General features: G+C 68.0%; 15 protein-coding genes. 9 read left to right on the top strand and 6 right to left on the bottom strand.

All coding sequences use genetic code 11. From position 1 onward, the window contains the following. Positions 1–16: 16 nt before the first annotated feature. Entirely contained in the window at positions 17–1,297 is a 1,281-nt protein-coding gene (locus tag AU192_RS23780) for an alpha/beta hydrolase (RefSeq protein ID WP_064399991.1), read from the bottom strand. A 42-nt stretch (positions 1,298–1,339) separates the two neighbouring features. After that, positions 1,340–2,149, bottom strand: coding sequence for a lysophospholipid acyltransferase family protein (locus AU192_RS23775; RefSeq protein WP_064399990.1), 810 nt, complete (start codon positions 2,147–2,149; stop codon positions 1,340–1,342). Positions 2,150–2,257: 108 nt separating this feature from the next. Between AU192_RS23775 and AU192_RS23770 the strand changes: the two genes are divergently transcribed. The 8 genes from AU192_RS23770 to AU192_RS23735 all read left to right on the top strand — a co-directional run bounded on the left by AU192_RS23770 (position 2,258) and on the right by AU192_RS23735 (position 8,897). Next, positions 2,258–3,463, top strand: coding sequence for a serine/threonine-protein kinase (locus AU192_RS23770; RefSeq protein ID WP_064399989.1), 1,206 nt, complete (start codon positions 2,258–2,260; stop codon positions 3,461–3,463). 98 nt (positions 3,464–3,561) lie between these two features. Continuing rightward, entirely contained in the window at positions 3,562–5,058 is a 1,497-nt protein-coding gene (locus AU192_RS23765; protein ID WP_133148057.1) for a protein kinase family protein, read from the top strand. 21 nt (positions 5,059–5,079) lie between these two features. Further along, positions 5,080–5,862, top strand: coding sequence for a crotonase/enoyl-CoA hydratase family protein (locus AU192_RS23760; RefSeq protein ID WP_064399987.1), 783 nt, complete (start codon positions 5,080–5,082; stop codon positions 5,860–5,862). A 46-nt stretch (positions 5,863–5,908) separates the two neighbouring features. Then, on the top strand, positions 5,909–6,106 hold the full coding sequence (locus AU192_RS23755) for a hypothetical protein (protein WP_131805075.1): 198 nt from the start codon (positions 5,909–5,911) through the stop codon (positions 6,104–6,106). 11 nt (positions 6,107–6,117) lie between these two features. Beyond that, positions 6,118–6,453: a DUF8129 domain-containing protein gene (locus AU192_RS23750; protein ID WP_064399985.1), complete on the top strand. Its 336-nt coding sequence runs from the start codon at positions 6,118–6,120 to the stop codon at positions 6,451–6,453. A gap of 81 nt (positions 6,454–6,534) precedes the next feature. Beyond that, positions 6,535–7,380, top strand: a complete 846-nt coding sequence (locus AU192_RS23745; protein ID WP_064399984.1) for an arylamine N-acetyltransferase family protein — start codon at positions 6,535–6,537, stop codon at positions 7,378–7,380. 52 nt (positions 7,381–7,432) lie between these two features. Further along, positions 7,433–8,353: a helix-turn-helix domain-containing protein gene (locus AU192_RS23740; RefSeq protein ID WP_423202732.1), complete on the top strand. Its 921-nt coding sequence runs from the start codon at positions 7,433–7,435 to the stop codon at positions 8,351–8,353. Position 8,354: 1 nt separating this feature from the next. Beyond that, entirely contained in the window at positions 8,355–8,897 is a 543-nt protein-coding gene (locus AU192_RS23735) for a dihydrofolate reductase family protein (RefSeq protein ID WP_064399983.1), read from the top strand. Here the strand turns inward: AU192_RS23735 and AU192_RS23730 are convergent. Both AU192_RS23730 and AU192_RS26180 read right to left on the bottom strand, forming a co-directional pair. Continuing rightward, complete coding sequence (locus tag AU192_RS23730; protein WP_064400046.1) at positions 8,873–9,445, bottom strand: TetR/AcrR family transcriptional regulator; 573 nt, start codon at positions 9,443–9,445, stop codon at positions 8,873–8,875. The genes AU192_RS23735 and AU192_RS23730 overlap by 25 nt on opposite strands. A gap of 74 nt (positions 9,446–9,519) precedes the next feature. Continuing rightward, on the bottom strand, positions 9,520–9,651 hold the full coding sequence (locus AU192_RS26180) for a hypothetical protein (RefSeq protein WP_278183976.1): 132 nt from the start codon (positions 9,649–9,651) through the stop codon (positions 9,520–9,522). Positions 9,652–9,908: 257 nt separating this feature from the next. On the opposite strand from AU192_RS26180, the gene AU192_RS23725 reads away from it, so the two are divergent. Continuing rightward, positions 9,909–11,744 (top strand): acyl-CoA dehydrogenase, encoded by a 1,836-nt coding sequence (locus tag AU192_RS23725; RefSeq protein WP_064399982.1) that lies wholly within the window; start codon positions 9,909–9,911, stop codon positions 11,742–11,744. Here AU192_RS23725 and AU192_RS23720 read toward each other — a convergent pair. Together AU192_RS23720 and AU192_RS23715 are read right to left on the bottom strand one after the other, a co-directional pair. Continuing rightward, positions 11,741–13,216, bottom strand: coding sequence for an aldehyde dehydrogenase (locus AU192_RS23720; protein ID WP_064399981.1), 1,476 nt, complete (start codon positions 13,214–13,216; stop codon positions 11,741–11,743). The genes AU192_RS23725 and AU192_RS23720 overlap by 4 nt on opposite strands. A gap of 54 nt (positions 13,217–13,270) precedes the next feature. Then, the gene (locus AU192_RS23715; protein WP_064399980.1) at positions 13,271–14,032 is read right to left on the bottom strand and encodes a class I SAM-dependent methyltransferase; all 762 of its coding nucleotides are present in this window, start codon (positions 14,030–14,032) and stop codon (positions 13,271–13,273) included. Between the last annotated feature and the right edge of the window lie 34 nt (positions 14,033–14,066).

Below are 14,066 nucleotides of genomic sequence, written 5' to 3'. Positions count from 1 at the left end.
GGCTTCTGCTCAGACGCTACGCGCCCGCAGATTCAGCCTGCGGCAACTCATCGCTCGGCGCATGGCGCTGCGCGTGCACCCAGGACAGGAAACGTTCGACGGCCTGCGCCGTGTAGTGCGCCCGCGGTGACCCGTAGAAGTCGAATGCATGCTGGGCATGCGGGATTTCGGCGTAGGCGACGGTGGACGTCGACACCTTGCGCAGCGCCTCGACGAAATCGCGTCCCTCCTGCACCGGGATGATCGAGTCGTCCTGCCCGTGAAGCACGAAAAACGGTGGGGCGTCGGGCCGTACACGCTTGATCGCCGAAGCGTCGACGTAGGTCTGCTTGTGCTCGCTGATGGGCTTCTTCACGACGAACTTCTGCAGGAAACCGATGAACTCCTTGCGGCCGGAGCCTCGTGCCGACACCCAGTCGTAGCGTCCGTAGATCGGGACCGCGGCCGCCACCGACGTGTCGGCATCCTCGAAGCCCGGCTGCCACTGCGGATCATCCGGGGTCAGCGCGGTCAGCGAGGACAGGTGCCCGCCCGCCGAGCCGCCGGTGATCGCGACGAAGTCGGGGTCCCCGCCGTAGTCGGCGATGTTCTCCTTGATCCAGGCCAGGGCCCGTTTGACGTCGATGATGTGCGCGGGCCAGGTGTGCCGCGGGCTGACGCGGTAGTCGATCGACACACACACCCAGCCGCGCTCGGCCATGTAGCTGAGCAAGGGATAGGCCTGCGGCCTGCGCATGCCGATCGCCCACGCACCCCCCGGCACCTGCAGCAGCACCGGCGCCTTGCCGTCGCGCGGCAGGTCGGCACGCCGCCAGATGTCGGCGCGGTTGACCCGGCCGTGCGGGCCGTACTGGACGGTGTTGGCCCGCTCGACGTAGCGGCGGCGCAGCAGTTCGTTCGGGGGGACGCCGACGTTTGCGAGCCGACGCCGCCTGCCGGGCTGCGACATCGAGGCCACCTGCTCGTAGTCGTCGCCGAGTGCCTCACGCAGCGGTTCCTCGAAATACCGCTTCGACGTCACGTTGCGGTACATGATCAGGCTGAGCAACGCCCACGCGATCGCGGTGAGCCCCAACGCGATACGGCCCCGCGCACCACGGAAATCCCCACGCAGGCCGCGCCGTATGGCGTCCAGCACCGAACCGGTCAGGTACAGCGGCGCGGCCTCGGTGGTCGGCCAGCCGAATGCGAACACCGGCAGCGTGATGTAGCCCTCGCGCCCGAGCGGCTGCACACCGTTGGCGGCATTGGCGAGTTCGGCCGCCGCGCGCAGCAGCGGAAAACGGCGTCTAGTCATCGAGGTCCGTCATATCCCCCAGACGGCTGTCCAAAACAAGTCTCAGCCGAGGATCGGGAGCCGGCGCTCGGTGGCCAGCTCGTCGAGGGCCCGCTGCATCACCCGGCGGACGTGGGCGTCGACCTCGTCGATGTCGGGGTCCTCGCCGAACTCGGCGACGATGTCGATCGGCGGCAACACCTGCATGACGATCTTGGACGGCAGCGGGATGTTGGGCGGCACCACCAGTGACAGGCCGAACGGGAAGCCGAATGAGACCGGCAGGATCTTGGTGCGCGCCAGGCGCGCGATCGGGCCGAGACGCTCGGCCAACCAGGTGCCGCGCGACAGGAAGATCTGGGTCTCCTGGCCGCCGATGCCGACGGTCGGGACGATCGGGACACCCGCGTTGAGGGCGGCCTTGATGTAGCCGGTTCGCCCACCGAAGTCGATGACGTTCTCCGAAAACGTGGGCCGGTACACGTCGTAGTCACCGCCGGGGAACACCACGACCAGGCCGCCGGAGCGCAGTGCCCGGTCGGCATTCTCGTGGTTGGCGCTGATGTAGCCGATCTTGCGGAAGAACTCACCGGTCGGTCCGACCATCAGCATGTCGTGGCTGAGCGTGTAGATCGGCCGGTCGTAGCCGTGATGCTCGTAGAAGTCCGCCGCCAGGATCGGCACGTCCATCGGCAGCATGCCGCCGGAGTGGTTGGACACCAACAGCGCACCGCCCGCGGGAATGTTCTCGAGTCCGCGCACCTCGGAGCGGAAGTAGCGCTTGAGGAGCGGGCGGGTGACGGCGAAGAAGCGCTCGGTCAGGCCCGGGTCCCATTTTGTGAGCTGCGACGGCTCGGCGTCTCCGGTGGCCACCGCACCCCCTCTGATCGGAACTGAAACGTGTTCTAGTTTAGCGGAGCGCCCCTGTGCAGGACAAACGGCGAGCGTTTGCGCTCAAGGGGGTGCGGCTACCTTATCCGCATGGACGGCCGCGACCTACTTGCGGACCGCTACGAACTACGAGGTGTACTCGGTCGCGGCGGGATGGCCGAGGTCCACGACGGCTGGGACACCCGGCTGCACCGGCCCGTGGCGATCAAGCTGCTCTATCCGGCGTTCACCACCGACACCGATATGCGGCGACGGTTCGAGGAGGAGGCCCGCGCCGCGGCAGGGCTGAACCACCCCAACATCGTGTCGGTGCACGACAGCGGCGAGCATGACGGCAGCCCGTTCATCGTCATGGAGCGCCTGCCGGGACGGACGCTGCAGGACGAGATCGAGACGGGGCCGATGCCGCCACCGCGTGTCCGCTCGATGCTGCACGACGTGCTCGGCGCGCTGGGCTGCGCGCATGCGGCGGGCATCGTCCACCGTGACATCAAGCCCGGCAACGTACTGATCGCGCCGAACAGCGGTGCGATGAAGGTCGCCGACTTCGGCATCGCCAAGACGGCGGGCTCCGCGCTCACCGCGACCGGCCAGATCGTCGGCACGATGGCCTACATGAGCCCGGAGCGGGTCGCCGGCGCACCGGCCTCGGTCGCCGACGATCTCTACGCCGTTGGCGTGATGGGTTATGAGGCGTTGACCGGGCGGCGGCCGTTCCCGCAGGAGAATCCCGCCGCCCTGCTGCACGCCATCCTCGACGCGCCGCCGCCTCCGATCAGCGCAGTGCGTCCCGACATCGACCCGGCGCTGGCCGCGACGATCGACCGGGCGATGGCCCGAGACGTGAGCCAGCGGTTCGGCAGCGCCGAGCACATGCGCGCCGCTCTGATGGGCGCGCCCTCGATCGGACCGGCACCCGCAGCGGCGCCACGACCCGCCACGAAGATCCTCGCCGAACCGCTGGCGCCCTCCGCCAACTACTTCGTCGCTCCGGCACCGCGGCGACGGCCGATGAGCCGCGAGCGCAAGCTGCTGCTCGCGGCCGCGGGGTTCGTCGCGTTCGTCGTCGCCGGCCTCGCGTTGGCGCTGGACCCGTCGTCGACCACACCGCCGCCGCAACAGGTCAGCACCAGCACCCCGGCGCAGCCGCCACCGCCCCCGCCGACCACCACCGCCGCGCCGTTGCCGCCACCGGTGCCCGTCTTCGAGCAACCCAAACCGCCCAAGCCGCCGAAGAAGGGCGGCCCGGGCAATGGCAACGGACGGGGCAACGGCAACGGTAAAAAGGGTGACTGACGGGTTTGAGCCGGGCGCCGCGCGGCTACTCACCGTCGACGATTGAGCCGGCTGGCGTCCCCGCCGCACTGTTGCGGTCGGGCGGACCGCCACGGCGAGTGAGTTCGGAAGCGATGGCGACAAGTCAACGACTGATTCCCGGCATGGCGATCGGGGGCCGTTACCGGCTGCTCGCCGCACACGGCAGGCGCCCGCTGCTGGATTTCTGGCAGGCGCTCGACATCGCCTCGGGCCAGCATGTCGCGCTGACCGTCGTCGACGTTGCAAAGGAATTGCCCGACGAGTTCGTCCACGAGATCCTTGCGCGCACGATCCGGCTTCGTGGCCTCGACACAGCTGGTATCGCGCCGGTGCTCGAGGTGATGCACACGGGAGCCTTCGGTGTCGTGGTGTCCGACTGGCTTCCCGGGCAGAGCCTCCGTGAGGTCGCTGACGAGGGGCAGGCGCCGGAGTCCGTCGCCGCCATGACGCGAGCGTTGGCCGCGGCCGCCGAGGCGGCACACCGTGCGGGCCTCGTGCTGTCGGTCGACGATCCCGCGCGGTTGCGGGTGGGTGCCGACGGACACGTGGTGCTGGCATTTCCCGCCATCCTTCCCGAGGCCACCGCGCAGACCGATCTCCGAGGGATCGGCTGCGTCCTGTACACGCTGCTGCTCGGCCAGTGGCCGGACGGTGCGGCCCAACCCGAAGAGCCGGCCGAAGTCGATCCCCGGATCCCCTTCCTGATCTCTACGACAACCTCGGCGCTCCTGCGGGACAATGGTGGAATCAACAGCGCCGCAACGCTTCTCACATTGCTGGAGCAGGCTGCGGCGTCTGACATGGAGTCGACTCACCGAGTGATGCCGACCCTGCCGACTGTCAAGTCCGGACGCTATGCCGAATTCCGCAACTTCGGACCCCAGGAACAGAAGGAGGCGGCCCGCCGCACCGTCCTGCGCACGGGCCTCGGTGCCGCCGCGGCCATCGTTGCGGTGGGGATGCTGGCGCTGGGCTCCTCGCTCAACGGTCTACTGGAGACCAACGACGACAACGTCGCGATGGACGCGGACAAGCTCGGGCTGGTGCCGACGACGGCCGCGGTGCCCCCACCGCCCGAGCAGACCAAGACCGTGCGCGGCCTGGCTCCCGGCGACCGCATCCCGTTGGAGGCGGCGACGGTCTTCTCCCCCGACGGATCTCCGGACAGCCCCGGCGATGCCGGATTGGCGATCGACGCCAAGCCCGAGACGGCATGGTCGACCGACCGCTACTACGACGCCGATCCGTTCCCGAAATTCAAACCCGGCGTGGGCTTGCTCCTCTCGTTGCGCGAACCCACGCCGATCACCGCGGTCACCGTCGACCAGAACAGCGCGGGCTCGCTGATCCAGGTACGCGGCACCGACAAGACCGAGGACCCGAAGGCGCTGAGCGACACCTTCGAGCTCACGCCCGCCACACCCGTGGAGCCCGGCGTGACGCGGATTCCCGTGACGGACCCGCGGCCCGTCGCGCGGGTGGTGGTGTGGATTACGAAGTTGGGCGCCGCAGACGGTCAGAACCGTGCGGCCATCGCCGAGATCGGCGTGCACGCGCCCGCAGCGCCCGCATGATCTCGTCCGCGGACCGTTACGATCAGCCGCGTGAGTGACAACACTGAACCCGTCGTACTTGTCGAACAGCGCGACCGCATCCTGATCATCACCATCAACCGCCCGCAGGCCCGCAACGCGGTGAACGCCGACGTCAGCCGCGGCCTTGCCGACGCCATGGACCGACTCGACGGCGATGCCGGCCTGTCGGTGGGCATCCTGACCGGAGCCGGCGGCTCGTTCAGCGCAGGCATGGACCTCAAGGCGTTCGCGCGCGGCGAGAACGTGGCCATCGAGGGCCGCGGCCTGGGCTTCACCGAGCGCCCGCCCGCCAAGCCGCTCATCGCCGCGGTGGAGGGCTACTGTCTCGCCGGTGGCTGCGAGCTGGCGCTGGCCACCGACCTGATCGTGGCGTCGAAGGAATCCGCGTTCGGCATCCCCGAGGTCAAGCGCGGGCTGGTCGCCGGCGGCGGCGGACTGCTGCGGTTGCCGCAGCGGCTTCCCTACGGTCTCGCGATGGAACTGGCGTTGACCGGTGAGAGCCTGTCCGCGCAGCGCGCTCACGACCTCGGCATGGTCAACGTCCTCGCCGAACCGGGTCAGGCGTTGGAGGCGGCGATCGCCTTCGCAGAGAAGATCACCGCCAATGGTCCGCTCGCGGTGGCCGCGACCAAGCGGATCATCGTCGAGTCGCGCGACTGGAACTCCCAGGAGATGTGGAAGAAGCAGGTCGAGATCTTCGGACCGGTCTTCATGTCCAACGACGCCAAGGAAGGCGCGATCGCGTTCGCCGAGAAGCGGGCGCCGAAGTGGACGGGAACGTAACGGGTTTCATAACCGCCGCCCGGGGCAACCGTTAGACGTGGAAACGTTGTCCCGAGCGCGGAACGCGCAGAAGCGCATCTTCAAGGTGCAGCGACGAGTGTGGTTGGTGCAGGCCGCGATGTGGCCGACGCTGGCGCTCGCCGGTATCGGAGCGGTCGCCGCGGTGATCGCCCGCTATCGCGGACGCGCCGACGGGCCGGGGACAGCGATGCCCTCGCCGGCCGACGGCCTACCTCACCTGTAAGGAGACAGCGCATGGCGCAGAGCGACGACTTGCCGATCACCGACTACGACCAGCTGCCGCTAACCGAGTTGCGGCACCGCATCCGCGCGCTCGACGAGCCCGCGCTGCGCGCGGTGTTCGACCACGAGACCGCGCACGGCAACCGCATCCCGGTGCTCGAGGTGCTGCACGCGCGGCTCAAGGAGTTGACCCACGGTGCCGAGCCGTCGTCCGGTGACCCGAACAACGCGCCCGAGGTGAGCGGTACGGCGGGCGGTTCGCCCGTGCAGGAGTCGACGGCCGCGCAGGCCAACACCCCGCTTCGGCACGGCGTCGCCAACCAGACGCCGGCCCGCGGCAAGCCGTAGGTGCCCGCGCTGGCGCGCGTAGTCTCGCCGCCACGGGGCAATGGTTGACCTGAACGGCCGTTGAGGTCGCAAGATGTGGGCATGGCAACCGACGTGACGGCCGCGCTCGACGTGGCGGCCTACCTGGACCGGATCGGCTACACCGGCTCGACGGAACCGACGCTGTCCACCCTGCGCGCCCTGGTGGCGGCGCACAACCGGTCGATCCCGTTCGAGAACCTCGACCCGCTCCTGGGCATTCCCGTCGTCGATCTCAGTGCGGGCGCGCTGGCCCGCAAGCTCGTGCGCCGTCGCCGCGGCGGTTACTGCTACGAGCACAACGGCCTGATGGGTTACGTGCTCGAGGCGCTGGGCTACGGCGTGCAGCGGCTCGCGGGCCGGGTGGTGTGGATGAACCAGTCGGGCGCACTTCCCGCGCAGACGCATCAGGTGCTGTCGGTGCGTGTCCCGGCAGACGATGGACCGTGGTTGGTCGACGTCGGATTCGGCGGGCAGACGCTGACCTCGCCGATCCGGCTCGAAGCCGGGCCCGTGCAGGCGACGCGCCACGAGCCCTACCGGCTGCGTGAGCACGCCGAGGGCTTCCTGATGGAGGCCGAGATCCGCGGACAGTGGCAGCAGCTGTACACGTTCGAGACCCACCCGCGGCCGCAGATCGACCTGCAGGTCGGAAGTTGGTACGTGTCAACGTTTCCCGAGTCGGGATTCGTCACCGGTCTGTCGGTGGCGCTGGTCACCGACGACGCGCGGTGGAACCTGCGCGGCCGTAACCTGGCCATCCACAGCGGGGGAGACACCGAACGAGTGCGCCTCGACACCGCCGCCGACGTCCTCGCCGAACTGACCGGCCGCTTCGGGATCGACCTGACCGACCTCGGCGACCACCGCGACTTCGAAGCCCGGGTCCACGAGGTTCTAGACAGCTGAACGCAGCAGGAATCGTCATGTTCTTACGCCCGCGGCGCGACCATACTCGGTGATCGTGACCACGGAATCGCGCCGCGACCGCCTGCGCGAACTGCTTGATGCGGTCGTCGCGGCCGACAACAGCGGTGTGGACCGCATGGCCCGCAGCACGCATGCCTCCGAATTCCACTTCTCGCGGGAAGTGCGCCGCCTGACCGGCGAGTCGCCCGCGGCGATGCGCCGCCGCATCATACTCGAACGCGCAGCATGGCGACTGCAGCAGGGTGAGCGCGTGACTGCCGTCGCGGCCGACGAAGGATGGTCGTCGGTCGAGGTGTTCTCGCGCGCCTTCCGACGCACCTTCGGTGTGCCGCCGTCGAGGGCCGTCGACGTCGAGTTTCGGGTGACCGCGCCCAACGGCCTTCACTTCCACCCGCCGCACTCGCTGTGGCTCGACAACGCCGGGGACGCGAAGGAGCCCGACATCTTCCGACTGATGGTGGCGCACGACGTCGCCGACACCGCGTATCTGATCGACCGTGCGAGTGCTCTGACGAAAGAGCAATGGCGAGAGGAGATTTCGCCCGGCCAGCTGGTCCTCGACTGGGACGGTCCCGAACCCAGCGTCGGAGCGGTGCTCGGTGCGATCGTCTGGACCAAGCAGGTGTGGCTGGCCACGATCGAAGGACGCGACTTCCCGGACCGCTCGGCCACCCGAGGAGAAACCACCACCGCCGCGCAGCTGGCCCGACACCATGACGACATCGCAAAGCGCTGGACGACAATGGTTTCCGAGTACGCCGCCGACGGTCGGATGGGGGACATTGTCATCGACGCGCTGTGCGATCCGCCCGAATCGTTTCAGCTGTACGGCATCGTCGCCCACGTGTTGGAGTACGCAGCCCACCGGCGGGGGCTGGCCCGAACGATGCTGGCCCGCCACGGCATCGACGTCCGCATGGGCGATCCGTTGGAGTGGATGAGGGGCAACTGATTTGGCGACGGTCTATTACACGGCATCCAGTTTGGACGGGTTCATCGTCGACGAACACGAAAGCCTGGACTGGCTGACATCGCGCGACATCGACCGGAACGGACCGTTCCACTACGACGAGTTCATCGCCACGATCGGCGCCGTGGTGATGGGTTCGGCGACCTACGAATGGATCGTGCGCAACCATCCCGGTGACTGGATGTACGAGCAACCATCCTGGGTGTTGACGCGGCGATCGCACATCGTCGAGCGCGGACACGATGTGCACACGTTCGCCGGCAACGTCGCCGATCTGCATCCGAAACTGCTCGCCGCCGCGGCGGACAGGGACGTGTGGGTGGTCGGTGGCGGCGATGCCGCGCGACAGTTCGTCGAGGCGGACCTCATCGACGAGATGATCGTCAGCTACGCGCCGTGCTCGCTCGGCGCGGGTTCGCCGGTGCTGCCGATCCGTTCGGAATGGGAACTGGTCGAGGCGGCGGTGAACAGAGACTTCGTCTGCGCGCGATGGCGCTCGGCTCAGTTGCGGTCGGGCACGCCGTAGCGGCGGATGAAATCCCTTGACCTGATCAGGAATTCGACCTGCTGCGAGACATCGTGGAGCGGGTCGACCGAGCGGGTCGACCGGCACAGCACCACCGCGCCCTCTAGCGCCGCGATGCAGGTGATCGCAAGTGAGGCCGCGTCGGACTCGTCGAAACCGTCGGAGACGAACGCACGGGTCAGCGCGTCACGCCAGTGGCCGAAGATGCTGCCCGCCACGCTGGTCAACTGCGGTTCCTCGGTAGCCGAACCGATCGCCGCCGCCACCACCGGACAGCCGGCCACGAAGTCGCTCTCGACGAGCAGTTCCTCCCAGAACGCCACGAAGTTGCGGACCAGATGCATTCCGCCCTTGGCGGCCGCTTCGTCGATCTCCTTGGTGATCGCGTCACCGGCGTAGCTCAGGGCCTCTCGCAGGATCTGGTTGCGGCCCGCGGGGAAGTGGTAGTACACCGACCCGCGTGGCGCGCCGCTGCGGGCGAGCACTTCGTCGATCGTGACGCCTGCCGCGCCGCGCTCGCGCAACACCTCGACCGCGGCGACCAGCATCTTGGTGCGCGTCGAACCGCGCTTGTTGGCGGTCTTCGTCCCGACGGAAGACAGGTCAACCTCCAATGGGGCGATCAGGCTGCGGGCGTGCGAGGCAGGTGCGCCGGACGCCAACCGAGCGTACGGGGGCCGAAGCGGAAGACCCGGCGGTCGTGCATCCGATGGGTGAACCGGTATCCGGCGACGTTGACTTCAATGACCCACATCGGGTGCCTCCCTGGCTATGACGAACAGCATAAAACGGTCAACACCCAGGAGCAATCAATGTATTCCACATCACAGCTCTGGGATTAGATCGGCCCAGCTAGACACGGTCGTCCGGCCGCGTCAGCCCAGCCGAGCCGCCAGGCGCGATTATGAGATAGACCATAATTCGATCGGAGTCGGGCACCTGAGCTGAAGTGCAGGTCGCGGCGCCATCGGACGGCTACGCTCGGCTCCACGCGAACGAAAGGCGCTCGTGATGGGCCACTACAGAAGCAACGTGCGGGATCTCGAGTTCAACCTGTTCGAGGTGCTGGGTCTCGACAAGGCGCTGGCGACCGGCGAGTTCGGCGAGCTCGACGGCGATTCGGTGCGCCAGATGCTCGACGAAGCGGCCCGGCAGGCCGAGGGTCCGCTCGCCGAGTCGTTCGCCGAATCCGATCGGCGCCCGCCCACATTCGATACGGCCACCCATGAGGTGACGCTGCCCGAGCCGTTCAAGAAGTCGTTCAAGGCCTGGCAGCAAGGCGAGTGGTTCCGCGTCGGGATGGCCGAGGACATCGGCGGGGTGGCGGCACCGGCCGCCGTGGAGTGGGCGATCAACGAGTTCGTCCTCGGCGGCAATCCGGCGGTGTTCATCTACCAGGCCGGGTCGAAGATGGCGGACATCCTCTACGACATCGGCAACGAACAGCAGCGACACTGGGCCGCGCTGATGGTGGAGCGCGACTGGTGCGCGACGATGGTCCTCACCGAACCCGACGCCGGTTCTGACGTCGGCGCCGGCCGCACCAAGGCCGTTCAACAGCCCGACGGCACATGGCATCTCGACGGGGTGAAGAGGTTCATCACCAACGGCGACGCCGGCGACCTGTTCGAGAACATCGTGCATCTCGTGTTGGCCCGCCCCGAGGGCGCGGGACCTGGCACCAAGGGCCTCTCGCTGTTCTTCGTGCCGAAGTTCCACTTCGACCCCGAGACCGGTGAACTCGGCGAGCGCAACGGCGTTTTCGTCACCAACGTCGAGCACAAGATGGGGTTGAAGGTGTCGGCGACGTGCGAGCTGACCTTCGGTCAACACGGGGTGCCCGCCGTGGGCTGGCTGGTCAACGACTCCCACAACGGCATCGCCCAGATGTTCAAGGTCATCGAATACGCGCGAATGATGGTGGGCACCAAGGCGATCGCCACGTTGTCGACGGGTTATCTCAACGCGCTGGACTACGCCAAGACCCGGGTGCAGGGCGCGGACATGACCCAGATGACCGACAAGACCGCGCCGCGGGTGACGATCCTGCATCACCCGGATGTGCGCCGGGCGCTGCTGACGCAGAAGTCCTACGCCGAAGGGCTGCGCGCGCTCTACCTCTACACCGCCGCCCACCAGGATCCCCCCGTCGCGCAGATCGTCTCCGGAGCCGACGCCGAGATGGCAGGCCGCGTCAACGATCTATTGCTGCCGATCGTCAAAGGTGTGGGTTCGGAACGGGCATACCAGTGCCTGACCGAATCCCTACAGACGTTCGGCGGTTCGGGTTTCCTGCAGGACTATCCGATCGAGCAATACATCCGCGACGCCAAGATCGACTCCCTGTACGAGGGCACCACCGCCATCCAGGCGCAGGACTTCTTCTTCCGCAAGATCGCCCGCGACCAAGGTGCCGCGCTGGCGCACCTGGCCGGTCAGATCGAGGAGTTCGTCCGCAGTGACCTCGCGCGTGCAGAGCTCGCCGACGGTCGCGCCCGGCTGGCCACCGCGCTGCAGGACGTGCAGGCGATGGTCGCGGCCCTGACCGGATACCTGGTCTCGGCGCAGGAGAACCCGCGCGAGCTGTACCGCATCGGCCTGGCCTCGGTGCCGTTCCTGCTCGCCGTCGGCGACCTGGTGATCGGCTGGCTGTTGTTGCACCAGGCCGAGATCGCGTTGGCCGCGCTGGACGGCGACGTATCGGGCAGCGACCGCGCGTTCTACACCGGCAAGGTCGCAGCGGCGAACTTCTTCGCCGAGCACGTGCTGCCGCTGTTGACCTCTGCGCGCGGCATCATCGAGACCATCGGCCTCGACGCGATGGACGTGCCCGAAGACGCTTTCTAGTCCTCGGGGGTGTAGCCGAACGGCAGCAGCACGCTCTTGTGCTCGACGTATGCCTCGATGCCCTCCGGACCGTTCTCGCGGCCGATGCCGGAGTTCTTGTAGCCGCCGAACGGGGCGCCGGGATCGAACGCGTACATGTTGACCGCGTAGGTGCCGGTGCGGATCTTCGACGCGACCTCGAGCGCCTTCTTGTTGTCGGTGGTCCACACCGAGCCGGCCAAGCCGTACACCGAATCGTTGGCGATGCGGATCGCATCCTCTTCGGTCTCGTAGGGGATGACCGCCAGCACGGGTCCGAAGATCTCCTCCTGGGCGATCGTCATCGAGTTGTCGACGTCGGCGAACACGGTCGGCTCCACGAACCAGCCGTGGTCCAGACCCTCCGGGCGGCCACCGCCGGTGACGAGGCGCGCACCCTCGTCGACGCCCTTCTTGATGTAGGACTCGACGCGGTCGCGCTGCTTCTCAGAGATCAGCGGGCCGATTGCGGCGTTCGGGTCGTCGGGCAGGCCGACGGGCATCGCGCCGATGAAGTTGGCGATCTTTTCCACGACCTCGTCGTAGCGCGACCGGGGCGCCAGGATGCGCGTCTGCGCGACGCAGGCCTGCCCGCTGTTCATCACGCCCGAGAACCCGAGCATCGGCAGGGTGGAATCCAGGTCGGCGTCCTCGAGGATGATCGCGGCGGACTTACCGCCCAGCTCGAGCGTGCACGGCTTGAGCTTCTCGGCGGCGATCTTCGCGATCTCCTTGCCGACCGCGGAGCTACCGGTGAACGTGTACTTGTCGATCTGGTCGTTGGCGGTCAGCGCGCGACCGGTCTCGGGGCCACCGGGAACGATCGACAGCACCCCGTCGGGCAGACCGGCCTCGGCGAACATCTCGGCCATCGCGAACACCGACAGCGGCGTCTCGGCGGCCGGCTTGAGCACGACGGTGCAGCCGGCCAGCAGTGCGGGGCCGAGCTTGTTGGCGGCCAGGAAGAACGGCACGTTCCACGCGGTGACGGCGCCGACGACGCCGATCGGTTCGCGCACGACCATGGTCTGCCCATAGATGCCGTCGCGGATCTCCTTCCACGGGAACTTGTCGGCCGCGCCCGCGTAGTACTGGAACGACGACATCGCCGCGCCGTACTGCATCATGTCGACGATGGTCTGCGGCTGGCCGGTCTCGGCGGCCAGCAGGAACTTCAGCTCGTCGCCGCGTTCCTCCATCAGCTTCACCGCCGCCGCCAGCACCGCGGCCCGCTCCTGCGGCGACTTGTGCGGCCAAGGGCCCTCGTCGAACGCCTTGCGGGCGGCGGCGCAGGCCGCGTCGACATCGGCGGCCGACGCCAGCGGCACCTTGCCCACCAACTCGCCGGTGGCGGGCGAGTGCACCTCGATCACATCGGAGGTGGCCGGCTCGACCCACTTGCCGCCGATGAACAGCTGGTCCCATTCGGTGCGATACGCGGTGCTCTGTGTCATGACCGTCACACTACCTAGGAAGCCGCCGAAGTAGAACCTGTTGCAGTCGGCCGCTCACGGCGCCCGAAGAACCAGCACCAGGTTGCTCACCAGGAACTCCCTCACAACCGGTACCTTCGTCAGCGACCACGCCCATCTCGGGTGGTAGCGGGGGAAAGCGGCGACCAACGCACCCGTGCTCGCCGCCCACTGCAGGCCGTCGGCCGCCGACACCGCAAACAGTGACGAACCGTAGTTGTTCTTCGGCGGATGGCCCTGCCTGCGGGTGTATCGGCGCGCGGCACGGGCGCCGCCGAGGTAGTGCCACAGCCCGGTCTCATGCCCGCCGAACGGGCCCAGCCACACCGTGTACGACAGCACCACCAGCCCACCGGGCCGGGTCACCCGAAGCATCTCGGCGCCCATCCGCCACGGTTGGCGCACATGCTCGGCCACGTTCGACGACAAACAGATGTCGACGCTGTCGTCGGCGAACGGCAGGGCCGTGCCCGATGCCCGCACATAGGTGCTCGCCGTCACCGTCCAGGGTGCAGCATGCATCTCGGCCGGATCCGGCTCGACGCCAATATAGCGAAAACCTTTGTCGGCGAACGACTCCGAGAAGTAGCCAGGCCCGCCGCCGACGTCGAGCACGGTCCGACCGGCCGGCGTGGATCCATCCGCGGCCAGCCACAGATCGGCGACCATCTCGGCGGTGTCCTCGCCGAGCGCACCGTAGAACCGGGCGGGGTCGGTCTGCTCGAAGCGGAACTCCATGAGCAGGCGCAGCGACCGCGACAGCGTCGCCCGCTCGGCGAACCGGTCCGTGGCTGGCATGGAACCGAAGACTACGCAGCGTCGCGATCCGACT

This window comes from Mycobacterium lehmannii, assembly GCF_001499925.1.
Classification (GTDB): domain Bacteria; phylum Actinomycetota; class Actinomycetes; order Mycobacteriales; family Mycobacteriaceae; genus Mycobacterium; species Mycobacterium lehmannii.
This window is presented reverse-complemented; position numbering and strand designations above follow the sequence as displayed.

Coding starts and splice junctions, on each gene's coding strand:
- AU192_RS23770 (WP_064399989.1), top strand. CDS start 2,258: ATGGACGGCCGCGACCTACTTGCGGACCGCTACGAACTACGAGGTGTA.
- AU192_RS23715 (WP_064399980.1), bottom strand. CDS start 14,032: ATGCCAGCCACGGACCGGTTCGCCGAGCGGGCGACGCTGTCGCGGTCG.
- AU192_RS23750 (WP_064399985.1), top strand. CDS start 6,118: ATGGCGCAGAGCGACGACTTGCCGATCACCGACTACGACCAGCTGCCG.
- AU192_RS23720 (WP_064399981.1), bottom strand. CDS start 13,216: ATGACACAGAGCACCGCGTATCGCACCGAATGGGACCAGCTGTTCATC.
- AU192_RS23745 (WP_064399984.1), top strand. CDS start 6,535: ATGGCAACCGACGTGACGGCCGCGCTCGACGTGGCGGCCTACCTGGAC.
- AU192_RS23725 (WP_064399982.1), top strand. CDS start 9,909: ATGGGCCACTACAGAAGCAACGTGCGGGATCTCGAGTTCAACCTGTTC.
- AU192_RS23780 (WP_064399991.1), bottom strand. CDS start 1,297: ATGACTAGACGCCGTTTTCCGCTGCTGCGCGCGGCGGCCGAACTCGCC.
- AU192_RS23730 (WP_064400046.1), bottom strand. CDS start 9,445: ATGCTGGTCGCCGCGGTCGAGGTGTTGCGCGAGCGCGGCGCGGCAGGC.
- AU192_RS26180 (WP_278183976.1), bottom strand. CDS start 9,651: ATGTGGGTCATTGAAGTCAACGTCGCCGGATACCGGTTCACCCATCGG.